The organism is Inediibacterium massiliense (assembly GCF_001282725.1).
Classification (GTDB): domain Bacteria; phylum Bacillota; class Clostridia; order Peptostreptococcales; family Thermotaleaceae; genus Anaerophilus; species Anaerophilus massiliensis.
In genome coordinates, this window is the sequence record NZ_LN876587.1 from 1,273,140 (window position 1) to 1,298,202 (window position 25,063).

General features: G+C 29.9%; 26 protein-coding genes and 1 other annotated feature. All 26 genes read right to left on the minus strand.

What is annotated here, in order from left to right:
* Positions 1-58: 58 nt before the first annotated feature.
* The 26 genes from BN2409_RS14695 to mnmH all read right to left on the minus strand — a co-directional run bounded on the left by BN2409_RS14695 (position 59) and on the right by mnmH (position 25,060).
* Positions 59-1,138 carry a D-alanyl-D-alanine carboxypeptidase family protein gene (locus BN2409_RS14695; protein WP_242847972.1) on the minus strand — a complete coding sequence of 360 codons (1,080 nt, stop codon included), beginning with the start codon at positions 1,136-1,138 and terminating at the stop codon, positions 59-61.
* Between the two features lie 290 nt (positions 1,139-1,428).
* Positions 1,429-1,878, minus strand: a complete 450-nt coding sequence (ytfJ, locus tag BN2409_RS14700) for a GerW family sporulation protein (protein ID WP_053957361.1) — start codon at positions 1,876-1,878, stop codon at positions 1,429-1,431.
* A 4-nt stretch (positions 1,879-1,882) separates the two neighbouring features.
* Positions 1,883-2,398, minus strand: a complete 516-nt coding sequence (locus tag BN2409_RS14705; protein ID WP_207642570.1) for a DUF2953 domain-containing protein — start codon at positions 2,396-2,398, stop codon at positions 1,883-1,885.
* A 214-nt stretch (positions 2,399-2,612) separates the two neighbouring features.
* Positions 2,613-3,158, minus strand: a complete 546-nt coding sequence (gene scpB, locus BN2409_RS14710) for an SMC-Scp complex subunit ScpB (protein WP_053957363.1) — start codon at positions 3,156-3,158, stop codon at positions 2,613-2,615.
* A 1-nt stretch (position 3,159) separates the two neighbouring features.
* Positions 3,160-3,912: a segregation/condensation protein A gene (locus BN2409_RS14715; protein ID WP_053957364.1), complete on the minus strand. Its 753-nt coding sequence runs from the start codon at positions 3,910-3,912 to the stop codon at positions 3,160-3,162.
* Positions 3,913-4,032: 120 nt separating this feature from the next.
* Positions 4,033-5,196: a D-alanyl-D-alanine carboxypeptidase family protein gene (locus tag BN2409_RS14720; RefSeq protein WP_053957365.1), complete on the minus strand. Its 1,164-nt coding sequence runs from the start codon at positions 5,194-5,196 to the stop codon at positions 4,033-4,035.
* A 79-nt stretch (positions 5,197-5,275) separates the two neighbouring features.
* A complete protein-coding gene (xerD, locus tag BN2409_RS14725) occupies positions 5,276-6,157 on the minus strand; it encodes a site-specific tyrosine recombinase XerD (RefSeq protein ID WP_053957366.1) in 882 nt (293 codons plus the stop codon).
* Positions 6,158-6,207: 50 nt separating this feature from the next.
* Complete coding sequence (locus BN2409_RS14730) at positions 6,208-6,426, minus strand: hypothetical protein (RefSeq protein WP_053957367.1); 219 nt, start codon at positions 6,424-6,426, stop codon at positions 6,208-6,210.
* 14 nt (positions 6,427-6,440) lie between these two features.
* Entirely contained in the window at positions 6,441-7,079 is a 639-nt protein-coding gene (gene spoIIM / locus BN2409_RS14735; protein ID WP_053957368.1) for a stage II sporulation protein M, read from the minus strand.
* Between the two features lie 82 nt (positions 7,080-7,161).
* A complete protein-coding gene (locus tag BN2409_RS14740) occupies positions 7,162-7,701 on the minus strand; it encodes an NUDIX domain-containing protein (RefSeq protein WP_053957369.1) in 540 nt (179 codons plus the stop codon).
* Positions 7,702-7,869: 168 nt separating this feature from the next.
* A complete protein-coding gene (locus BN2409_RS14745; protein ID WP_199873055.1) occupies positions 7,870-9,012 on the minus strand; it encodes a DUF3866 family protein in 1,143 nt (380 codons plus the stop codon).
* Positions 9,009-9,818, minus strand: a complete 810-nt coding sequence (locus BN2409_RS14750; RefSeq protein ID WP_053957370.1) for an MraY family glycosyltransferase — start codon at positions 9,816-9,818, stop codon at positions 9,009-9,011. Before BN2409_RS14750 ends, BN2409_RS14745 begins: the two co-directional genes overlap by 4 nt.
* Complete coding sequence (locus tag BN2409_RS14755; protein ID WP_053957371.1) at positions 9,818-10,504, minus strand: glycosyltransferase family 2 protein; 687 nt, start codon at positions 10,502-10,504, stop codon at positions 9,818-9,820. The genes BN2409_RS14750 and BN2409_RS14755 overlap by 1 nt, the downstream gene beginning before the upstream one ends.
* An 11-nt stretch (positions 10,505-10,515) precedes the next feature.
* Positions 10,516-11,403: a copper transporter gene (locus tag BN2409_RS14760; protein ID WP_053957372.1), complete on the minus strand. Its 888-nt coding sequence runs from the start codon at positions 11,401-11,403 to the stop codon at positions 10,516-10,518.
* On the minus strand, positions 11,397-12,545 hold the full coding sequence (gene steA / locus BN2409_RS14765) for a putative cytokinetic ring protein SteA (protein ID WP_053957373.1): 1,149 nt from the start codon (positions 12,543-12,545) through the stop codon (positions 11,397-11,399). The genes BN2409_RS14760 and steA overlap by 7 nt, the downstream gene beginning before the upstream one ends.
* Positions 12,546-12,724: 179 nt before the next feature.
* Complete coding sequence (gene proB / locus BN2409_RS14770; protein ID WP_242847973.1) at positions 12,725-13,546, minus strand: glutamate 5-kinase; 822 nt, start codon at positions 13,544-13,546, stop codon at positions 12,725-12,727.
* A complete protein-coding gene (locus tag BN2409_RS14775) occupies positions 13,527-14,765 on the minus strand; it encodes a glutamate-5-semialdehyde dehydrogenase (RefSeq protein ID WP_053957375.1) in 1,239 nt (412 codons plus the stop codon). The genes proB and BN2409_RS14775 overlap by 20 nt, the downstream gene beginning before the upstream one ends.
* 42 nt (positions 14,766-14,807) lie before the next feature.
* Positions 14,808-15,003 (minus strand) — a binding site (T-box leader).
* 52 nt (positions 15,004-15,055) lie between these two features.
* A complete protein-coding gene (purB, locus tag BN2409_RS14780; RefSeq protein WP_110943164.1) occupies positions 15,056-16,486 on the minus strand; it encodes an adenylosuccinate lyase in 1,431 nt (476 codons plus the stop codon).
* Between the two features lie 51 nt (positions 16,487-16,537).
* Positions 16,538-17,359: a PHP domain-containing protein gene (locus tag BN2409_RS14785; protein WP_199873056.1), complete on the minus strand. Its 822-nt coding sequence runs from the start codon at positions 17,357-17,359 to the stop codon at positions 16,538-16,540.
* A gap of 143 nt (positions 17,360-17,502) precedes the next feature.
* Positions 17,503-17,763 carry a stage V sporulation protein SpoVS gene (gene spoVS / locus BN2409_RS14790; protein WP_053957377.1) on the minus strand — a complete coding sequence of 87 codons (261 nt, stop codon included), beginning with the start codon at positions 17,761-17,763 and terminating at the stop codon, positions 17,503-17,505.
* A gap of 143 nt (positions 17,764-17,906) precedes the next feature.
* The gene (rny, locus tag BN2409_RS14795; RefSeq protein ID WP_110943215.1) at positions 17,907-19,475 is read right to left on the minus strand and encodes a ribonuclease Y; all 1,569 of its coding nucleotides are present in this window, start codon (positions 19,473-19,475) and stop codon (positions 17,907-17,909) included.
* A 248-nt stretch (positions 19,476-19,723) separates the two neighbouring features.
* Positions 19,724-20,752: a recombinase RecA gene (gene recA, locus BN2409_RS14800; RefSeq protein ID WP_053957769.1), complete on the minus strand. Its 1,029-nt coding sequence runs from the start codon at positions 20,750-20,752 to the stop codon at positions 19,724-19,726.
* 106 nt (positions 20,753-20,858) lie between these two features.
* On the minus strand, positions 20,859-22,088 hold the full coding sequence (locus BN2409_RS14805; RefSeq protein ID WP_053957378.1) for a competence/damage-inducible protein A: 1,230 nt from the start codon (positions 22,086-22,088) through the stop codon (positions 20,859-20,861).
* Between the two features lie 47 nt (positions 22,089-22,135).
* Positions 22,136-22,672, minus strand: a complete 537-nt coding sequence (gene pgsA, locus BN2409_RS14810) for a CDP-diacylglycerol--glycerol-3-phosphate 3-phosphatidyltransferase (protein WP_053957379.1) — start codon at positions 22,670-22,672, stop codon at positions 22,136-22,138.
* Positions 22,656-23,999, minus strand: a complete 1,344-nt coding sequence (gene rimO, locus BN2409_RS14815; protein ID WP_053957380.1) for a 30S ribosomal protein S12 methylthiotransferase RimO — start codon at positions 23,997-23,999, stop codon at positions 22,656-22,658. Before rimO ends, pgsA begins: the two co-directional genes overlap by 17 nt.
* A gap of 14 nt (positions 24,000-24,013) precedes the next feature.
* Positions 24,014-25,060, minus strand: a complete 1,047-nt coding sequence (gene mnmH, locus BN2409_RS14820) for a tRNA 2-selenouridine(34) synthase MnmH (RefSeq protein ID WP_053957381.1) — start codon at positions 25,058-25,060, stop codon at positions 24,014-24,016.
* Between the last annotated feature and the right edge of the window lie 3 nt (positions 25,061-25,063).

A 25,063-nucleotide genomic window follows, 5' to 3' on the forward strand; every position in this document is an offset into this window, starting at 1 on the left:
ACTCCCCCCAATTTTAAGGATAAAAAAAACGCCCTATATAATAGGGTATTTTTTTTCTTTAAAATTGGTTACTATTTGAAAAATAATCTATGATTTTATCTTTTATAGTTTTACATTCTATATCTTCTCTACATACTAAATCTGTAGTATAAATAAGTTGATGTTTTAGATAAATTTTTGCTTTTCCTATTTTTTGCCCTCTTTTTATTGGAGCTTTTACTTTTTCATTTACTTTTAAAATCATCATAGTTTGATTTTGTTCTTCTTTTGTCAGGGGTAATATAACCTCTTCTTTTCCTACAATTTTTGTATTTTTCTTTTTCCCATTTTCTATAGATATGGTTTTAACCACACCATCTTTTTTGATCATACGAAATGGTTCATAATGATCAAATGCCTCGTCTAATAAACTATATGAATCTTCAAACCAATTGTAATCATTTAAAACTACACATACAAGCTGCATACCACCTCTTGTGGCTGAAGTCACAAGACATCTTCCTGCTGCCCTCGTATATCCAGTTTTTACTCCATCTCCACCTTTGTATTGGCTAAGGGTTTTGTTTTTATTATAAAAATGTTTATATCCTTCTCGATCTGCTATCCAAAGTTTTGTTTTTACAATTTCTTTAAAATGTTTATTTCTTAAAGCTTCTCTACTAATTAAAGCTAAATCATAAGCTGTAGTATAATGATTCTCATCATGTAACCCATGAGGATTCACAAAATTTGTATTCTTTGCACCAATTTCTTTAGCCTTTTGATTCATCAACTCTGCAAATTTCTCTACAGAACCTGCTACCTCTATGGCAATTGCAGTAGCTGCATCATTTCCAGAGCGAAGCATTAAGCCATAAAGTAAATCTTTCATTTTTACTCTTTCATCATAACCTAAATAAATAGATGAGCCTTCCACCCCTACTGCTTTCTTAGAAATTTTTACTTTTTGATCTAGCTTTACTTTTTCTATTCCTAAAAGAGCAGTCATAATTTTAGTAGTGCTTGCCATAGGTTTTTTTGCATATATGTTTTTCTGATAAAGAACTCTACCACTTTTTACATCCATTACTATAGCACTACTTGCAGAATTTGGAAACATCTCTTTTGCAAAGGTTAAAGTAGTAAATTGGAATATCATTATTACTACTAGGAAGTATATTGATATCTTTTTTCTCAAACTCATCACTCCATTTATTTTCTTGCCTATGTCTATTATTTTCAGATCATAAAAAAATCATTCATTTTTATGATAAAAAAATTTGCATATTCCTTTCGAAATTGCTCATAGCGCCAACGAAATTCTTTCATTTCATTCGGAATTTCCGTTGCTTAAAATTACTAGAAATTTTAACTTTCTGAAATTATCTACAATTTATTCATTTATATAAATTCCTATAGAATAAAATAAGGAGTTGAAATTTCCACTCCTTATTCTTCTGTATCCTCTTCTTGTGTATTTTTTTGTATTTTACTTTTACTTTTTTTGCTAGACATTCCTTGGACTTTATCTAATAATTTAGGAATAAAATTGATCACATTATCTACCATATTTGCATTTTGATCAACTGGTAATAATTTCATTTCTCCATTTCCTACTACCATAAAAGCTACTGGTTGAACAGAAACTCCTGCTCCAGTTCCTCCAGCAAAAGGTAATTTTTTATTATCTTCCTCATCCGAATTATTTCCTTGTGAAGAATTATTTTTAGTATATTCCCCACCTCCAGATGCAAAACCAAAAGATACTCTAGATATGGGAATAATCACTGTACCATCTGGAGACTCCACTGGATCTCCTACAATGGTATTGACATCTACCATGTCTTTTAAACTTTCCATTGTAGTTTTCATTAATGCTTCTATAGGATGACTACCCATCTTTTCACCGCCTTTTTATCAAAAATGTATATAAAATCTTTATAGTCGCAATAATAATATAGCCTATTTTCATACTTATTATGCAATTAAGGTTCATTTTAAAAATTTGTTGATTAAAATTAGGACATACTTTTATATTCATTTCTTTACAATTTATATTCTCTTTTATAAATGTAAAAATTTGCCCTTCTATCATCCAAAAAAATCCTGATATGATTCCAGTGACTGCTGCATCTCCTATTCCAAATTCAATTTTCAAAAAAAAATCATCCATTACAATTTTTGTACGCAAATATTCAATGACATGATTATACAAACGATTCAAATATTTTATTTTTCTGTGAATTTTTTTCATCTCTTCTATGGTTAAAATTGATTTTTCCTCTTGTGATACTCTCATATCTTCATTGGTTTCTTTTCTTACTTTTAAAAAAGGTTTCACATTCTTTTTCATATCCACATCCAAAAAAGGAATCTCCATATTGTATCTAAACAATCCAAAAAACGTTTTAAAATTCAATATAATTTTATCATTTTCATTGTCCTTTAAAACTTTGGCTTCCAAAACTATAGGAATAAAAGAAATTATAAATAAAATTATTAATATAATGATTAGTACATAAATTTTGAAGCACCACCTCTCCACTTATCGTCTATTTTTTCCATAAATTATAAAAAATACACATAAAAAACCTCCAATCATAAAAATGATTGGAGGTTCACTATTCAAAGTATTATTCATCAGATAAATCTGTCATATTTAACCCTTCAAATTCCTCAAGTTTTGGTAAATCATTTAAATGATTAAATCCAAAGGCTTTTAAAAATATATCTGTAGTTTTATAAAGAATAGGTCTTCCTGTTTTTTCTAATCTTCCACCTTCTTCTATTAAGTCTTTTTCTAATAGGGTATTGATGGCTTTATCACTTTTTACTCCACGAATTCCTTCTATTTCTGGTCTTGTGATAGGTTGATTATATGCAATGATCGCTAAAACCTCTAATGCAGCTTGAGTGAGTCCTTTACTTTGCGAAGGAGTACAAAGTTTTTGAATATAATCAAAATGTTCACTATTTGTACATAATTGAAAATTGTTATTCACTTCTATGATCTGAATCCCTCTATTTTCTTCTTCATATGTTTTTTTCAAATCTATCAAACATTTTCTTACATATTCTTGGGATAAATCTAATGTATCTGATATATTTTTAATAGGAAGTGGCTCTCCCCATACAAATAACATAGCTTCTATAATTGATTTTACTTCTTTTTCTTCCATTTTAATGCACCTCATTTATCACTTTTCTTTGAATCATAATCCTTCCAAATACTCTATCTTGTTGTACCAAAATAAATTTTAATTTTATAAGTTCTAATAGCGCTAAAAAAGTTACTACCATTTCACTTTTACTCCAAGGAGCATGAAATAGATCTTCAAATTCTACACTATGTTCAAGTGTAATGATCTCTTTAATAGACTCTATCTTATCTTCTAAGCTATATTCATCCCTTTGAATAGAATGAAAATTTATATTGTCTTGTGATAATTTTTTTCTTTTTTTCAATAACTTTTCAAAAGCATCTATTAAGTCTTTCATATCCATATTCTCTATTTCTTTTGAATCTGTCTGAATATATTCATCAAATTGTTCTGGATCTTTATAAAAAATTTTAGTATGCAATTCCTCTCTATTTTTGAATTCTGTAGCCACATATTTATATTTTTTATATTCAATCAATCTTTTTACTAATTCTTTACGAGGATCTTCTTCCTCTATATCCATTGCAATCTGGCTTTCTTCTTCATTTGGAAGAAGCATCTTAGATTTTATTTCTATTAATGTAGCAGCCATAACTAAAAATTCACTGGCAATTTCTAAATCAAATTTTTTCATATTTTCTATATAGTCCATATATTGCTCTGTAATCTTAGCAATAGGAATATTATAAATATCTACTTTTGCCTTTTCAATTAAATGAAATAATAAATCAAAAGGTCCTTCAAATTCTTTTAATTTTATATTATAAGACATGCTTTCACCTGCTTTACGGGAATTTCTACATTATTATATCACAAGTATAGGGACAAAAGAAAAAAGTAATTACATAAATTTATGTAACTACTTTTTTCTTAGGAATATAACAATTTTTTATTATTGTACAGTTTTTAATAGAATCTTTTTAAATATATTTCTAAAAGAAGCTGGTTTGATTTCTTCTTTTGCAACTAAATCTACTCTACCTATTTCAGTTCCATCTTTCGTAAGAATGATTTCTCCAATTTTCTGATTTTTTTTCACAGGAGCTTTTATACTTTTAGGTACTATAATTTCTTTTTGCACCTTATTTTCTTCTCCTTTTTTCACTAACGTATTGACTGACTCTTTTGTCATAACCATTACTTTTTCTTTATTTCCTTTCTCGACCTTTACTTCATCCATAATCTGATTTTTTTTAGCTATGGATACACTACTATAAGAAGCAAATCCATAGTTTAAAAGTTTCTTAGCTTCTTCAAATCGTATAGATGAAGTTTCACATCCAAGCACTACAGCAATTAAGGTTAATCCATTTTTAGTAGCAGAACCTGATAAACAATATTTTGCATCAGATGTAAAGCCTGTTTTGATTCCATTAGCCCCTGGATATGTTCTAATTAATTTATTAGTATTTGTGAGTTGAAGATTTGTTTCTTTTTTGTTTGGTAAACCTACTTTCATAGTAGACATCCAAATAGTCAAATACTCATGTATTTTAGGATATTTTAACAATTCCCTTGACATAATAGAAATATCATAAGCACTTGTATAGTGCCCTTCTTGAGGCAATCCATTTGTATTCATAAATTGTGTATCATTCATTCCTAATTCTTTTGCTCTTTTATTCATTTTCTGAACAAAAGTCTCTTCTGTTCCACTGATATATTCAGCCAGTCCTATACAAGCATCATTTGCAGAAGCTACTGCAATTCCTTTTAATAGCTGATCTACACTTTTTGACTCTCCTGGTTCTAAATAAAGCTGACTTCCTCCCATTGAAGAAGCTCTTTCACTAATTGTCACTTGATCTTTAAGTGAAATTTTTCCTTGATCTATGGCTTCCATTGCAAGTAACATAGTCATTATTTTTGTTACGCTAGCAGGTGGAAGTTTATCATGAGAGTTTTTCTCATAAATGACTTTTCCGCTTCCTGCATCTATTAGAATAGCCGATTTAGCATCTACATGAAATTCCTCTGCCTTTGATATAAATAGTCCGTTATTTAAGATTAAAATAAAGCATATGAAAAAAATAATACTTCTATTTTTCACTTTCATCTATTGCCCTCCTTAACTTTATATTTAATCTTATCTTTTCCATCTATAACTTTTGTTATGCACAAAAAAAAGAGCCGATTTAGGCTCTAGGATGTGTTTTTTCATAAACTTCTTTTATTTTATTTTTTGTAAGAAGAGTATAAACTTGTGTAGTAGATATATCTGAATGTCCAAGCATCTCTTGAACAGATTTTAAATCCGCTCCATTCTGAATCAAGTGTGTAGCAAAAGAATGTCTTAATGTATGAGGTGTAATTTTTTTATTAATTTCAGCCTTTTGAGTATATTTCTTTATGATCTTCCAAAAACCTTGTCTAGTCAATCTCTTTCCTTGATAATTTACAAATAAAGCCTCTTCTTTTTCTTTTATAAGATTGTTCCGAACATGCATTATATATTCTTCTAAAGTTTTTTTTGCAATGGTTCCTATAGGAATAATTCTTTCCTTAGTTTGTGTATGACAGCATTTTATATAATCCATTTCAATGTTTATATCCAAAATATTTAAAGCTACTAATTCAGAAACTCTTATGCCTGTTGCATATAAAAGTTCTAACATAGCTTTGTCTCTTATTCCTTTCTCAGTATGGTCAGGTTGAGATAATAAAAGCTCTACCTCCTTTAGTGTGAGTACTTCTGGAAGTCTTTTTTGTGCTTTAGGAGACTCAAGCTGAAAGGTAGGATCTTTATCCATGTATTTTTCATACACAAGATATTGACAAAAAGACCGAATAGAAGCTAAATTTCTAGCTATGGTAGAAGTAGCTTTTCCTTTTTTTTTCAAATACAGTAAATATGTGATGACCATTGTTTTATTCACTTGATCCATTTTTATAATTTCTTTTCCCTTTAAAAAATCTACAAATTGATGAATATCCCTTTTATAGGATTCTAAAGTGTTGTTAGACAGTTCTCTTTCATATTGTAAATATCGAGTAAAACCATCTAAGTAAGTATCCATAAGCTTTATCTCCTTTGTTCTATGCTTTTTATCTGATGGTAAATAAATTTTTACTTCAATAAATATTTTATCATAAAATATAGATTTTCTTTAAAATTTTTTTCTTCAATATATGAACCTGATACAAATGTACTGTTTCCACTAGGAGGTCCTCCCCTTTTTTCTATAGTCCATAGTCTTGCCAATTGATCTATAAGTTGGGGTAGTAATAATGAAAATATAATTAAAATCAATAATATTTTTACAAAAAGCCCTATAGATTTATTCATATTCCTCCTCCTCATTACATATATCCTGCAATTACCTTCATAAATACAGGTGTAATATAAGCTTCGACCACACACCCTAAAATGACAACTATAAATATAGCTCCATTAATAGTACTATAAAGAATAAACTGCTTAAATGTATTATTATGCAATGAATGAGACTTATTGAATTTTAGTCTAAGTAGCATCTTTGAAAAACTAATAGCGATCACAGATATGGCAATGATGCTAGGAATAATAAATAAATTTTGAGGAAATACAGAAGCCAGTGCAAAAGCTATTCCCTTAAGTCCAAGTTGCTCTATAAAAAATCCTACCGTAAACCCAATAATCAAACCTCTTATTCCTACCAAAATCAATATAAGAGGCATCCCAATTACTGTAACTCCTAAAATCCAAATCAGAATGACTGTTTGTAAATTGTTACTTAAAGATTGATTAAGTATTGCAAGTGATTCAATAGAATCTTTATTTAAAATTTGAAAAAATCCCTTCATGTATTGAATCAATTCTTGTTTTTGAGGATCTGTTAATGCTTTCACAGTAAAAGCTCCAGATGAAATCCCTATAATAAAAAACATACATACAAAAAAATAGATCATGGCATTTCCCTGTATATGCTTTAAAGCAATATTATTAAATTTCTTAAACAAAGAAAAACCCCCTTCCTCAGCAATGTATATAAAATATTATGCATAAGAAAGAGAGAATATGACTTGTCTATTTAAATTTGTCCTATTTTTTTAAAAGACTGTCTTTTACAGCCAAAATCCCCATAATTGTTTTTGAATCTTTAATTTGTCCATTATAAATCATTTCTAAAAGCTCTTCTATAGAATATTCCTCTACTTCTATGTACTCTCCCTCATCAGGATTTGCTTCTCCTAAAATTAGATCTTTTGCCACATATAAATAAATCATTTCATTAGAAAATCCTGCTGATGTATAAAAGCTAAATAAATATTCTACATTTTGAGCTGTATATCCAGTTTCTTCTTTTAATTCTCTTATGGCACAATCATAAGGATCTTCTCCTTCATCTAATTTTCCAGCAGGAATCTCTATTAAAATCTCTTCTATAGGTTTCCTAAATTGTTTTACCATAATAATTTTTTTGTTCTCTGTAATAGGCACAATACAGCTTGCTCCAGGATGTTCTATGATCTCTCTTGTTCCTGACTTTTCATCTGGTAATTTTACAGTATCTACTCTTAAATTGATTATTTTTCCTTTATAAATCATGTCTGTCTTTATAGTTTCCTCTTTTGGTATCATTTTGATCCTCCTTTAGGAATATTTTAGGACAACTTTTCATATATTGAATTAAACTTTATTGTAAAGGATTTGATAAAATGTATAAAATGGTTTTTCATAATCATCTTTTTTGTGTAGGTAAAGTTTACGAATTACTAGAATTGTTAGAAGATCTATCGAATCAATATACTACTCTAGAAAATTTGATTGAGGATCATCTAAAATTTTCAAAGCAATCTTTGCACAAAGTCCACAAGTGATAAAATATTCTTTTTCTTCTTCAAAACTTCTTCCCATAGTTCTCATGTTTAAGTTGGAATGCTTTAAAATACTGTATATTTCTTCACAATCTTCATAAACTATTTTATGCTTGGATAAAATAGTTGTATGTTTTAATTGGTCTTTTATGTATTCACTTTTTTCTTTTTCTAGCTTAGGAAGGCCTACAATAGCTTTTGTTTTAGCAATTGTATTTAAAACTGTCAGAGTATGATGACTAATCCCTTGATGTCTTTTTCTTTGATCTGCAAAGCTCATTCTAGGAACTGCAATAGGTATTCCTCCTAAATCATTGACTGCATCAATAATATTGCCTTGTTCAACTCCAGTAAAACCGAATTTTGTTCCTGTACCTACAATTCCAGGACCCATTGTGACTACTGCTATATGACATTTTGTAATTTCCTTTGCAGCAATCAAACCATTATAAATATTTACACAATCTAAATCTCCACCAAAGGCATTGCCTATGGTAATAGCTTTATGAATGATTTTATTTTCTTTTAAATTTGTCACCATATTGCTTAAGTCAATAGGTAATGCTGCGCCATCTGTCATAATATAAGTAATTTTTATGTCTTCTTTTAATGTTTTTAAAACTTCCACAATAGCTGGAAGCATACTATGTAATGTACCTACAATAACAGGCATACCTTCTAAAGATTCAAATTGGTTAAAAATATCATGATCTTCACTATCTTGCTCTTCTGATGCAAAAACCTTTAACTGATAAGGAGAATATCTAAGTTTCATAATATGTCCTCCTTCACTTAAATCTTTGGTTGGATGACTTAAATTAGCAATGACAAAATGATATCCTCCTGTTCCTAGACTTAAATCTAGTGCAGTAGTATTTAAAATAAGCTCATCTTCCAAATCAATTTTTCCTGTTAATCGATTATAATTGATGGCTTTATATTCTTTATCTTTTATTTTTACCAATACTTCCGTTTTATTTTCATTCTCTTTCAAAATTTGAATAACCTTTCCTATTTTGATTCCAATCAATTTTTTCCCTTCTTTCCTTATATTAAAAAAGGCAGACTGGATCATCTACCTAATTCATCTAAAAACTTTAATATTTTTACTTTTTCAATGGTTTTGGTTAAGGAATATTTTTCTGTATAAATATGAATACCAATTAAAAATATCAATGCTATCACTCTTATTTTAAAGCTTAAAGTAGCACATGTAATTCCTAAAGAAATTCCTAGGATATTTGATCCTACATCGCCCATCATAGTTTTGGCTTTTAAATCATAAGGAATATATGCACAAGACGCTCCCATAACTCCTAACAAAAGCATTCTAAAAATTTGAGCCATAGGTTGTATAAGTAATACAACTGCACTTAGCAAAAAACCTTTTGCTGCTCTTCCCGGGCGCAAATCTAATAGGTTTATAAAATTTGTAAATAAAGCAATAAGAATGGTATTGATGATTATATTCGTATAATCTTTTGAAAGAATCATACTAATGGTAAGGGCAATTAAACCTCCAAAAGCTGCTTTAAAGCCTCCTGTCGTTAATTTCCCTTTAAACATCATTTTGATATGTCCTTTAAGTCCTGTAACATTTCTATTTCCTAAAAGATCATCCATAAGTCCTGCCAATCCCATTCCTAAAGCCCCTGATAAAAATAAAAATGAAAATAATATCTCTTTTGATTGAAAAAGTAAAGAAAATATAATCAAAATTACAATGACAGGTATAAATACAATTCCTGCACTTACAGGTATATCTTCTCCTTTATAGTTTTTTCGAATACATTCTCCTTCACAAAGTAAATGTAGACACATAGGAGTTAAAAATAGAGTAATTAAAAAACCTAAAATCATAAAAATAATATTCATCCACATTACTTCTTCACCTCTTTATTTTTTTTGAGTAACGTAGATAGTATTTGGTGAAATTGCTTTCCTCTATGAATAAATCCTTTTAAATCTCTACCTGTTTCTCTATGAGTCATAGTTACATCTACTTCTTTAATCTTATAACCCATATTTAATATATCAATAGTCATTCCTACTTCTACTCCATAATCGGAAGGAATAGGTCCTAATTTTTTTAAAACTTCACTTTTAAATGCACGCTGACCAGATAAAGAAGTATAGATCGTATGGCCTGTATAATGTTTTACTCCATATCTAGCAAGATTTTTCACAAGTCCAAATCCACCTTTTTTCTTAGCCGATGGAAATCTTGCAATGGTTACATCTGCTGTTCCTTCTAAAATAGGTAGCACCAATTTATCTGCTTCCATAGAACTTGCTCCTAAATCTCCATCTAAGAAGATGATAATCTTACTTTCATCTATTACCTTTTGTATTCCATAGGTAAGGGCAGCTCCTTTTCCTTGGTTTTTATGGAGACTATAAACTTCTGCTTTTGTATCCTTTACTACATTCACTGTTTGATCTATCGATCCATCATCTACAATTACAATTTTATCTATATATTGACACTTTTGAATTCCTTCAATGGTTTCTTTAATTTTATCTTCTTCGTTGTATGTTGGTACTAAAGCAGTAATCCACTGAGACACTTAATCATCTCCTATTCCTTTGTTTTAAATCCTTGCGGAATAAAACCTTCTGCTGTTTCTTTTTCCCCAAAATGGCCTTCTTGTCCACCCACTACCATAAGCATAGAAATCTTTCCAATCAAAGTATCTACATTATCTACAGTAGAAATTCTTAATTTTTTATATTCTGCAATATTTGAATATGCTACATCAAGTCTTTCTACCGCTATGGTAGGAATGTCTGAACTTTTTAAAAAATTGATCATTGGAGTATCTATATCTTTTAAAACATTTCTTTGTTCATCTACACTTCCTCCCCCAATTACAACATATCCTGGATGAGGAATAATTTCTCCTGTATAATCAATCATTTTTTTCTCTTTGAGTTTGTTTATAAATTCCATATCATTTCCTAAAGTAACAGCACTGCACAATCTTTTTGTCAATTGAACTTGTAAAGATTCGTCTGAATCTGTTGTAAGATTAAATTCTTTTATTAAATTAGATGAATCTTTTGTTTCTCCTAACATAAAAGAATCATTAATCAAAACATTTGTGACATTATTTGCTCCTGCTTTATAAAAAGCATCTGTCAAAGTAGAATAATCATAATGTTCTGTTGTCTCTACAATCACAACATTTAATCCTTGTAATTGATCTTTTACAATGACAGGATATATATTATTTAAAAATTTTTCATTGTTTTCTTTATTTTTATTTAAAATATCAATCTTTTCTTGCAAGGCATCTTGTTTCACTTTGAATTCATCAAACTTCTTCTCAAGCTGAGACACCATTTGTTGTTGCTGCTGTACAATTAAATCTTGACCATCTAACATAATTCCTATAAATAATCCTATTCCTAGGGCTAAAAATATTGCCACAATCGTAATGACATAATATTTTAAATTGATTACCAAATGTGATACCTCCCTAAAAATTCCATTGGAAAAACAAATTTTAACTTAATAATAAGTAACTTAAAGAGCTGCTGTACTGCTGGAGATAAAGCTGCTACAATAAATACAGGAATCATCGCTCCAAAAGCTAGTCCAACAAAATGTTTTATTTTAACACTTTCTCTATATAACTTATTGACCCCTTTTGCATCAATAAGCTTAGAACCTACTTTTAATCGAACTAAAAATGTACTGGCCATTCCTCTTCTACCTTTGTCTAAAAAATCTATCATATTGGAATGAGATCCTACAGCTACAATAAGTTCTGTTTGATTCTCAAATGCAAGAAGCATGGCAATATCTTCACTAGTTCCTGGTGCTGGAAAAACTACCGCATCAAGACCTAACTCTGTTACTCTCTGAAGGCCTGGAGCTTTTCCATTGGTATAAGCATGTACTACAATTTCTTTACATGCTTTTAGACATTCATCCGATACACTATCCATATCTCCTACAATCATATCTGGCACATATCCAAACTCTAATAAAGCATCTCCGCCCCCATCTACTCCAATTAAAATAGGGTTAAATTCTTCAATATAAGAACGAATGGCATGTAGATCCTCTTTATAGTTTTGACCTCTTACTACCACTAAAGTATGTCTTTCTTTAAATTTTGTCTTTACTTTTGGAATTTTTAAATTTCCAAGTAAAATATCTTTTTCTTTTTTTGCATACTCTAATGTATTTTCTATAAATTTATCTAATTCATTTTCAAAATTTTCATTTGTTTCTTCTAATCTTTTTTTTATGAGCTCCCTTGTAAGTAAGGTGCCCTTTCCAATCCATTGATCATTTAAATAAATTTCATTATCTTTAATACCTAAAAGATCTCCCTCATTAATTTTGTCAAAAGCCTCTTCTCCTACATGATCTAGTATAGGAATACCCGCTTTTTCTAAAATTTCAGGTCCTAAATTAGGATATCTTCCACTAATAGATTCTGCCGCATTAATAACCATACGAGGCTTACACATAACTAAAGAGTTTGCTGCTACTTCATCTAAATCTTTATGATTGATCACTGCGATTTCACCTGAATTTAATCTATTTACAAGTTCTTTTGTTCTTTTATCTATCCTTGCAATGGATGTAGTTAACATATATTTCCTCCGATTGCTTTTTCATTAGTATTACTCTATTATCATAAATAATACCAATAAATATATTTTCTACACAAAGCATATTATATCATAATGAGCACATAGAATATATAGTTTTACAAAATTAATGCCGTTCCTCTATTTAAATTTTAAGATAGAGGGACAGCATATATTCTTATCTATTTGGTAATAAATAGTGTTGCCTTTTGTTTTCCTTCTAATAATTTTTTAAGTACATCTTCATGTTGTCCATTTGTCAACACCATAGGAATGCCATATTGATTCACTTTTCGAGCCGCTTCAATTTTAGTAGCAATTCCTCCTGTTCCAAAGGAATTTACCTCTCCCATTTGAATATTTTTTACTAAGTGATCAATATTTGTGACCTTCTCTAAAAGAACTGCATTTTTATATTCCTTTGGATTTTTATCATATACTCCATCTATATCACTAAACATAATGAGTAAGTCTGCATCCCAAAGATTTGCAGTTAGTGCAGATAAAGTATCATTGTCTCCTATTTTAATTTCATCTACACTCACTGTATCATTTTCATTAATAATTGGAACAACTCCCTCATCTACTAATGTAAAAAGGGTATTTCTTATATTCAGTGTTCTATGTTTATCTGTTAAATCTCCTTTTGTAAGAAGCATCTGTCCAATATGAATATCATATTCTACAAAAGCTTTTCGATAAGAATCCATAAGCTCTACTTGCCCAATAGCACATAGGGCTTGTTTGTAATGGATATCTCCTTTTCTTTTCCATTTGCCTATAGTTGCAACTCCTGCAATTCTTGCTCCTGATGATACAATCACAATTTGCTTTCCAAGACTTCTTAAATAGTGGATTTGTTCACATAATTTTTTTAAAAAATTCTTATTAATGGTTCCATCTACATTAGATATAGTATTGCTTCCAATTTTAATAACAATTTTTCTAGCTTCTTTCATAATTTCATTGATCATAACTATCCCTCTATCCTCTAATTTGTCCATTTCCTAAAATGGTATACTTTACAGTTACCAACTCATTCAGTCCCATAGGTCCGCGCGCATGCATTTTTTGAGTACTAATACCCATTTCTGCTCCAAATCCAAATTCTCCTCCATCTGTAAATCTTGTAGAAGCATTTACATATACAGCTGCAGCATCTACTTTTCTTAAGAAATCATTAGCATTTTTTAATTTTTCTGTTAAAATAGATTCTGAATGCTTTGTTCCATATTTTCTAATATGATCAATGGCTTCATTTATATCCTCTACTACCTTTACTGCTAATATATAATCTAAATACTCCTCTGCCCAATCTTCATCACTTGCAGCCTTTACAGAAATAATTCTTTGAGTATTTTCACATCCTCTTAATTCCACTCTTTCATGTAATCTATCATAAAGCTTTGGTAAAAAAGTTTGTGCAATATTTTGATGGATTAAAATACTCTCACAAGCGTTACATACTCCAGGTCTTTGTACTTTTGCATTTTCAATAATATCTAGAGCTTTTTCTAAATTTGCACTTTCATCTACAAAAATATGACAATTTCCAACTCCTGTTTCAATGGTTGGTACAGTAGCATTTTTTACAACCATGTCAATAAGAGATTTTCCTCCTCTAGGAATAATCAAATCAATGTATTCATTTAAAGTTAACATTTTCTTTACTAAAGCGCGATCTGGATCATCTACTAAAGCTACTGCATTAGGAGAAATTTTACTTTTCTTAAGTCCTTCTTGTATAGCATAAACTAAAGCTTTATTAGAATGTAGAGATGTAGAGCTCCCTCTTAATAAAATGCAATTTCCACTTTTAAGTGCTAAAGAAAAAGCATCTACTGTTACATTAGGCCTTGACTCATAAATAATCCCTATTACACCTAATGGAACAGACATCTTGCTAATTGTAAGCCCATTTTCTAATGTCCATACCTCATTACTTCTCCATACTGGATCTTTTAATTCTATAATTTGGTGAATTCCTTCAATCATTCCATCTATTCTATCTTCATTCAAACGAAGTCTATCAATTAAGCTTTCTTTTGTATTCTTTTTTACAGCATTCTCTACATCTTTTGCATTTTCTTTTAAAATGTAATCTTGATATTCTTTTAAGCTCTTTGCTACTTCTTTTAATGCTTCATTCTTCACTTTTGTATCTACAATCCCTAAATTTTCTGATTCTTTTTTTAATATTTTACACTTTTCTAAAAAAGACATTTCATACACTCCTTTTTTTCTATATAAAAAAACCCTCATCCCAAAAGGGACGAGAGTTTACCCGCGGTACCACCCTAATTAGCCAATGGCTCATCTTTTAGGTCTTAACGTGACCTACTCGTAATGGTTTTTCCATATGCTCCAGAGCGGGTTCAAAGAATTTAGCTATAAGACTCTCACCACCGTCTTACTCTCTGTGAAACTGCTTTCTTTTACTATTCTCCTTCAATGCATCAAAGTATTTATATTTAAAAATAATTATATACAATAATACAATTCATGTCAATAGATTATACTTTTAAATCTACTTCTATTCCTAACAAGTCTTTGTATTTTTCCAAAATAGGTTTGATATTTTCTTCTATAAACTCACATACTTGTTCTGGCGCTCTTCCTATAAATAATTTGGGATCCATCAATTTTTTCATATCTTCATGAGATAAATTAAATGCTTGATCCTCTGCAATTCTGACTAATAAATCATTTGCTTTTCCTTTTTCTTTTACTTCTCTTCCTGCATCCATAGAATGCATTCTTATTTTTTCATGAAGTTCTTGTCTGTCTCCGCCTTTTTTTACAGCCTCCATTAAAATATTTTCTGTAGCCATAAATGGAAGTTCATTCATAATATGCTGATGAATCACTTTTTCATAAACGACAAGTCCTGAACAAATATTGATACAAATTTCAAGGATTGCATCTACAGCTAAGAAGCTCTCTGGAATAGAAATTCTTCTGTTTGCAGAATCATCTAATGTTCTTTCAAACCATTGAGTTGATGCAGTCATAGCTGGATTCATTACATTTGCCATTACATATCTAGATAAAGATGCAACTCTTTCACTTCTCATAGGATTTCTTTTGTATGCCATAGCAGAAGATCCTATTTGTGTAGATTCAAAAGGTTCTTCAATCTCCTTTAAATGTTGTAATAATCTGATATCATTTGTCATTTTATGTGTACTTTGAGCAATTCCACTTAAAATAGATAATATTTTGTAATCTAATTTTCTCGAATAAGTTTGTCCAGTTACAGGAAACATATCTGAAAATCCAAGTTTTTTTGCTACTAATTTATCTAATTTTTTTACTTTTTCATGATCTCCATCAAATAATTTTAAAAAGCTTGCTTGTGTTCCAGTTGTTCCTTTTACACCTCTTAATTTTATATCATCTATAATATGTTCCATATCTTCATAGTCCATCAATAAATCCATAAGCCATAGAGTAGCTCTTTTCCCTACTGTAGTGAGCTGGGCAGGTTGGAAATGGGTAAAGCCTAAAGTAGGCATATCTTTTTGATTCAATGCAAATTTTGATAATTTATGTATCAAATTGATGAGTTTCTTTCGAATTAAAATCATTGCTTCTTTCATATTAATAATATCCGTATTATCCCCAACAAAAGCACTGGTTGCTCCTAAATGAATAATAGGTTTTGCTTTGGGACATTGTTCTCCAAAAGCATATACATGAGCCATTACATCATGTCTTGTTTCCTTTTCCCTTTGGATGGCTACATCATAATTGATTTGATTTTCATATTTTTTCATTTCTTCTATTTGTTCATCTGAGATTTGAATTCCTAATTCTTTTTCTGATTCTGCAAGAGCGATCCATAGCTTTCTCCATGTACTAAATTTTTCATCTGAAGAAAAGATTTGTGCCATTTCTTTACTTGCATATCTTGTAATTAATGGATTTTCGTAAATTTGCGTCAATTTTGTTTCCCCTTTCTCATATCCTAGACTATCTTTATTCTATATTTTTTTTTACAATGATTCAACACTATTTTTCATATTCATGACCAATTCATCAGAAACACCTACACTTCCTATAGTAGGAATTCCCATATTTTGATCATCATGATAATCAGAACCTCCTGTTATAAAAAGATTATATTCTTTTGCTTTTTTTAAGAATCTTTTTTCATCTTGTTTGTCATGTTCTCTATGATATACTTCTATTCCTAAAAACCCTTTTTGAATTAAATCATCTATCGAAATAGATGGATCTAACAAACCTGGATGTGCCAAGGTAGGAATTCCTCTTGATTTTTTTATAATATGAATAGCTTCTTTGACAGATAATTTAAATCTTTCTACAAAAGCTGGTCTTCCCTTGACTAAAAACTTCTCAAAAGCATCTGAAATGGAATCTGCATATCCTTTTTGAACGAGTATTCTAGCAATATGAGGTCTTCCAAAAGAACCATCTTGTACTGTTTTTTTTACTTCTTCAAATTCAATAGAGATATTCATATCTTTTAATTTTTGAATCATTTTTTTTATTCTTGTAAAGCGATACTCTTTAATTTGACTTGTAATTTCTACAAGATCTTTATGAGTATAATCCATAAAATGACCTAAAACATGTACTTCTTTTTCATCATATATACAACTAAATTCTATTCCTGGAATAAGTAAAAAATTATCATATTTTTTAGATGCAGCTACCGCTTCTAAAATTCCACCTACTGTATCATGGTCCGTAATAGCCACTCCTCTTAATCCTTTTTTATAAGCCCAATCTACAATCTGAGTAGGCGAAAAAATTCCATCTGAAGCATTTGTATGAACATGCATATCTATCATAAAATACATTCTCCTTTTTATCCTATCTATGAAATAGTATACCTCAAGGAATAAAAGTTTATCATTATATCTATCATTTTCAAAAACATATTATCTTTTATATTACAAAAAACCTGCTCGTAAGCAGGTTTTTTTTGTTTATACTATCTTGGTTCTACAATCAACTTGATTGCTGTCCTTTCTTCTCCATCAATTAAAATATCTGTAAAAGCAGGAACACAAATTAAATCAACACCACTAGGAGCAACGAATCCTCTAGCGATAGCTACTGCCTTCACTGCTTGATTTAGAGCACCTGCACCAATAGCTTGAATTTCGGCTCCCCCACGTTCTCTTAAGACCCCAGCTAATGCTCCTGCAACAGAGTTTGGACTGGATTTTGCTGACACTTTTAATACTTCCATGATTATAGCCCCCTTATTTGGTTATATTTAACATATTTCTCTTAATATATTCTACATTTGTTAATGAAACCCTTTTTTTTATTCAATAAATTTTAAATTTTTTCAAAAATTTTATACAAAATAAAAAGAAGCTTTCGCTTCTTTTATTTTGCATATTCAATAGCTCTTGTTTCTCTAATTACATTTACTTTAATTTGACCAGGATACTCTAATTCATCTTCTATTTTTTTAGTAATATCTCTTGCAAGATAAATAATATCCTCATCTATCATTTCTTCTGGTTTTACCATAATTCGAATTTCTCTACCTGCTTGAATTGCAAAGGATTTTTCTACTCCATCATAATTATTCGCAATTTCTTCAAGTTTTTGTAGACGTTTAATATATGTCTCTAATGTCTCTCTTCTTGCTCCTGGTCTTGCTGCTGAAACAGCATCTGCTGCTGTTACTAAAACAGCTTCAATAGTTTCTGGTTCATAATCGCCATGATGAGTAGACATGGCATGAATCACTTCATTAGACTCTTTATATTTTTTAAGTAATTCCATTCCTATATCTACATGAGTTCCTTCTATTTCATGATCTACTGCCTTTCCAATATCATGAAGAAGTCCTGCTCTTTTCGCTAATTTCACATCTACTCCTAGCTCAGAAGCCATTACTCCTGCTAAATGAGCTACCTCTATAGAATGTTTTAATACATTTTGGCCATAACTAGTCCTATATTTTAATCTGCCTAGTAATTTAACCAATTCTGGATGAAGGCTATGGACACCAGTTTCAAAAGTAGCTTGTTCGCCCTCTTCTTTTATAATATTATTCACTTCTTTTTTAGCTTTTTCAACCATCTCTTCAATTCTAGCAGGATGGATTCTTCCATCTACAATTAATTTTTCTAGTGCAATTCTAGCTACTTCTCTTCTAATAGGATCAAATCCTGATAAAATAACTGCTTCTGGTGTATCATCAATGATAAGATCAATTCCTGTTAGTGTCTCTAAAGTTCTTATATTTCTTCCTTCTCGACCAATAATTCTTCCTTTCATCTCATCGTTTGGAAGACTTACTACAGAAACAGTAGTCTCTGCTACATGGTCTGCTGCACATTTTTGTATTGCATATGCTATAATTTCTTTTGCTTTCTTTTCTCCATCTTCTTTTGCTCTTTGTTCAATATCTTTAATCATCATAGCAGCTTCATGCTTTACTTCTTTTTGAGTATCACTTAAAAGCAATTCTCTAGCTTGTTCTCTTGTAAGCCCTGAGATTCTTTCTAATTCTTCAAGCTGCTTTTGATAGGTTTGTTCTATTTGCTCTTGTTTTTCTGCTGCTTCTCTTATTTTTTTATTTAATGTCTCATCTTTTTTCTCTAAATTATCAGATTTTCTATCTAATGTTTCTTCTTTTTGCAATAATCTTCTTTCAAGCCTTTGAATTTCATTTCTTCTTTCTCTACTTTCCCTTTCAAGCTCATTTCTTAATCTATGAACTTCTTCTTTTGCTTCTAGTAAAATCTCTTTTTTAGAAGTTTCAGCTTGTTTTTCTGCTTCTACAACAATTTCTTTTGCTTTTTCTTCTGCATTATTTAATTTACCTTCTGCAATATTTTTACGAACGAAATATCCTGCTCCTATCCCTGCCGCTAAAGCTACTACAATAAAAATAAACGTATATATTGGATTAATATTGAAACACCTCCCCTGCTTAAACATAAACAAATAACAAAACCGAGAAACCTCGGCTTTTAAATCTTCCACTATGTGATTATAGGGCAAAAAATTTAAAATACTAGTTAGGCCTCTTTTTTATTCATGTACAGATACACCAATATCTGTTATAATTGTATATCTTTTTTTAAGCACTGTCAAGCTGATTCTTGTCCTTGATGTTGTAATTAACTTCATGTTCATACCAAGTTTACCTAATTATACAAAAGAATAAAACTCCTCAAAGAGGAGTTTTATTCTTCACTTTCTACTGCTACTTCTTTACTTTTTATAATGGGTAAATTATTAGCTTCTCTAATTTGATTTTCAATTTCTAAACAGATGTCTTTGTTATCTATCAAAAATTGCTTTGCATTTTCTCTTCCTTGTCCGAGGCGGTGTTCTTCATAGCTATACCAAGAACCTGCCTTTTTAACAATATCTATTTTTACAGCACAATCGAGCACACTACCTTCTCTTGATATTCCTGTTCCATACATAATATCAAATTCTGCTACTTTAAATGGAGGAGCTACTTTATTTTTTACCACTTTTACTCTTGTTCTATTTCCAATCATTTCATCCCCTTGTTTTAAGGTTTCAATTCTTCTTACATCTAATCTTACAGATGCATAAAACTTAAGTGCTCTTCCTCCTGTTGTAGTTTCTGGATTTCCAAACATCACTCCTACTTTTTCTCTCAATTGATTGATAAATATAGCTGAAGTATTAGATTTATTAATAACTCCTGCTAATTTTCTTAAAGCTTGAGACATAAGTCTTGCCTGAAGCCCTACATGAGAATCCCCCATTTCTCCTTGGATCTCAGCTTTAGGAACTAATGCAGCAACAGAATCTACTACAATAACATCAATGGCACCACTTCTTACTAAAGCCTCACAAATTTCTAATGCTTGTTCTCCTGTATCTGGCTGAGACACAACAAGTTCATCTATATTCACTCCTAAATTTTTTGCATAAACAGGATCAAGAGCATGCTCTGCATCTATAAAAGCAGCCACTCCTCCAGCTTTTTGAGCTTCTGCAATAATATGAAGGGCCACAGTAGTTTTTCCTGAAGATTCCGGTCCATATATTTCTATAATTCTACCTCTAGGAATCCCTCCTATTCCTATTGCAATATCTAAATCTAGTGATCCAGTAGAAATAGATTCTATATTTAAATGAGTTGTATCTTCCCCTAGCTTCATGATAGATCCTTTACCAAATTGTTTTTCTATTTGTCCCATAGCAATCTCTAATGCTTTTTTCTTCTCATCCATATATATCCAGATTTTAAAATCTGGTTTCACCTACCTTTCCGCTTTGTCGAACTTATGTTCTGTGTTCATTATATACGATGATTCTTGTATGGTCAATAGTATATTTTTAAGAAATAGTTTTTCTAATTTTATTAAAAGCAAGCATACTTGTATAATTTCTTACTCTATTTCTATCTCCAGAAATATTATGTTTTTCACAAAGAACTAAATCTTTATAACAAAGTCCAATATATACAAGTCCTACAGGTTTGTCTTCACTTCCTCCACTAGGTCCTGCAATTCCTGTTACAGATAAGCATAAATCACTACCCGTTCTTTGTTTTAATCCTATGGCCATTTCTTTTGCTGTCTGTTCACTAACTGCTCCATATTTTTCTAGTGTTTCCTTTTTTACTCCTAACTCATCTATCTTTGCTTGATTGCTATAAGTAACTACACTTCTTTCTAGGGAACTTGAAATTCCTGGAATATCTGTAAGTTTAGCTGCAAGTAAACCTCCTGTACAAGATTCCGCAAAAGAAATAGTTAGATTTTCTTTCATCAATTTTTTTGCAACTACCTCTACTAATTCTTCATCATTACAACTATATAAATATTCTCCTAATTTATTTTGAATCATAGTAATAATAGGATTGATTTTTTCAATCGCTTCTTCAATATGCTTTGCTTTTGCTGTCACTCTAAGACTTACTTCTCCAGATTTTGCATAAGTGGCTAAGGTTGGATTGGTTTGATTGGATATCAAATCTAACAATTCAGTTTCTAATGCTGATTCTCCAATTCCAAAAAATCTTAATATTCTAGAATGAATCACTTGAGAAGATCTTTCTTTCAAATAAGGAATGACATAATTCTCAAACATACACTTCATTTCCTTAGGAGGTCCCGGTAGACATGTGATCATCTTTTCATCTTTAGATAAAATGAATCCTGGAGCTGTTCCACAACCATTCTCTAAAACAATGCTTTCATTTGGTAAGTATACCTGTTTTAAATTATTTTCATTCATGAATCTATTAGATTTTTTAAAATAATCTATGAGTCTTTCATAAGAAGGTTCATGGATCACAAGGTTTGTTTTCATAACTTTTGAAATGGTTTCTTTTGTTAAATCATCTTGAGTAGGTCCAAGACCTCCAGTAGCAATAATTAGATCGGACTTCTCTAATGCATAATTTAATATTTCCCCCAATCTTTTTTCGTTATCTCCAACCGTAAAATGATAATATACATCTATTCCCAACCCATTTAATTTTTTTGTTAAATATTGTGTGTTGGTATTTAATATTTGTCCAAATAAAATTTCTGTCCCTACACTAATAATAGATGCTCTCATATAATCTCCCCCTTCTTAAATAAACAATAAAAGCAGCTATGCTGCTTTTATTGTTTTAATACATGTCTATTAAGATATAAATAGTCTATTCCTGATACAATAGTAAGAATCACTGCAACCCATAGCATAATGGTACTAAACGGAAAATGAATCAGGCTAAAAGGATAATTGTTTAATAATATAGCAACAATTGCAATAATTTGAGTAAGAGTCTTGGCTTTCCCCCACCAGCTTGCTGCAATGACAATTCCTTCTGATGCCGCTACAGCTCTCAATATACTAATAGTATATTCTCTGGAAATAATCACAACCACAATCCATGCAGGTAACTTATGCATTTGTACGAGACATACTAAGGCTGCTGTAACCAATAGTTTATCTGCTAAAGGATCCATAAATTTTCCAAACTTTGTGACTTGATTTCTGCTTCTAGCAATATAACCATCTAATGTATCTGTAAGAGCAGCGATAGTAAAAATCCCCGCAGCGATATACATTCCATAAGGAATTTTATTCAAAAGTACAAGCATGAATAAAGGAACTAGAAAAATTCTAGCAATCGTTAATTTATTCGCAAGATTCATTGATGATCTCTCCTAATAAATCATATTCTAATATATCTGTTATTCTTACTTTCACAAAATCTCCTATTTCTAACTCTCTATTGGATGAAAAATAAACAACACCATCTACTTCTGGTACATCATATGCTGTTCTTCCAATATATACATTCTCATCTTCTACCCTTTCTTCTACAAGTATATCATAAATATTTCCTGTTTTATGACTATTTTTCTGAAATGAAATATCTTTTTGTATATTCATAATTTCATCTCTTCTTTGCTCTTTTATACGTTCATCTATTTGATCATTTAATTTTGCTGCTGATGTATCCTCCTCTTGAGAATAAGTAAATACCCCTAATCTATCAAACTCTATATTTTGTACAAATTCCTTTAATTCTTCAAATTGTTCCTTTGTTTCTCCTGGAAAACCTACAATTAAAGAAGTACGTATATGGATATCTTTTATATTTTCTCTTAAATTTCTTATAACTTTTAAAATATGTTCTTTATTTGTTTTTCTATTCATTTTCTTTAAAATATCATCATTACAATGTTGTATAGGAATGTCTAAGTATTTGCATATTTTATCTTCTTTTGCAATTACATCTATTAATTCATCTGTAATTTTATCAGGATAACAATATAGTACTCTAACCCATTTTAAATTTTCTATTTTACACAATTCTTTTAATAATTGAGGCAATCTACATTCTTTATATAAATCTATTCCATAATAAGATGTATCTTGAGCAATTAAAATAATCTCTTTTACACCATTTTGAACCATATTTTTTGCTTCATTTACAATGTCCTCAATTTTTCTACTTCTATATTTCCCTCTTAATTTTGGAATAATACAATAAGTACATAAATTGTCACAGCCTTCTGCTATTTTTAAATACCCAGTATAATGAGGCGTACTTAAAATCCTAGGAAGGTCTTCTGAAATAGCAATATTTATATTTCCTGATTTTAAAATTCTTTCTCCTTGTAAAGCTTCATGAATTACTTTTATAATCTCTGGATAATTTCCTGTTCCTATGACAGCATCTGCTTCTGGAATTTCTTTTAATAAATCTTTTGCATATCTTTCTGCTAAACATCCTGCAACTACTAATACTTTGCAATTTCCTTCTTTTTTTAGAGTTCCTAATTCTATAATTGTATCAATAGATTCTTTCTTTGCTGCATCAATAAATCCACAAGTATTGACAATAATCACATCTGCCTCGTACGCATCACTTGTTAATATAAAATTATATTCTTTTAATAATCCCATCATTACTTCTGAATCTACTAAATTTTTAGAACATCCTAATGACTCTATAAACACCTTCAAATCCATTTTTGTACTCCCTTCTAATGGTTCAATGTATTTTTTATAAATTCTTTTAATTTCGTTACTGCTTCTTTTATATATTTATATTCTATAACTAAATCATATTCATATTGTTCAATAGAATACTTATAAAGTGGATCATAATAATGCTTCATTAAATATTCAATCACATAAGAATAATTTTTTTCATCCACTTTTTGTATCAACGTGTCTACCCATTTATTTCCCAATCTCTTTCTTAAGTGATCCAAAGATTTTTTTATTTTTTCATGATTTTGATCTAGATGATGGATATAATCTTTTAAAATCACATTCACTCTATTTTCTAGATTGGTTTCAATAAGAATATGATACTTTTGCATCATATGATGATATAAATGATCAGGTATTTGTACATTCCCTATTCTCTTACTTTCACTTTCAATAAAAATATAAGATTCTTTGAAAGAATGCATCTTATGAAACAATAAAGATTCAAAGTTTTTTTGTGATGGAGGTTTTTTTTCAAAAACTAGATCTCCAAAAACAGAACCACTATTTTGAGCCATCTCCTCAAGATTTAATATAGGAATATCTTCTTTTTTTAATTCCTCAAGAATATGGGTTTTTCCCACACCTGTCACTCCATGAAGTACAATAAAATGATATTTTAAAATATCATTTTCTAAATAATTGATTACATGTCTTCTATACCCTTTATATCCATCTTTTAATTGATAAATATTAGGAATATCTAACATACTTAATAAATTACATACAGATCTGCTTCTCATTCCACCTCTCCAGCAAAATATAATAATATAATCATATTCTTTACTATATGCTCTTATGGTTTCATAAAGGTTAGGAAGCTTATGGGATACTAAATTAAGCCCTGTAACTGTTGCTTTGTCTTTGCTTTCTTTTTTGTAAATGGTTCCTATAATAGCTCTTTCTGAGTCATCTAATATAGGAATATTTATGGCTCCTAAAATGGTTCCATCTTCATATTCAGATGGAGAACGAACATCGATAAATAGTGTTTTTTCTAATGCTAGTGCTTCTTTTATGTCTATTACTGTAAACAATTT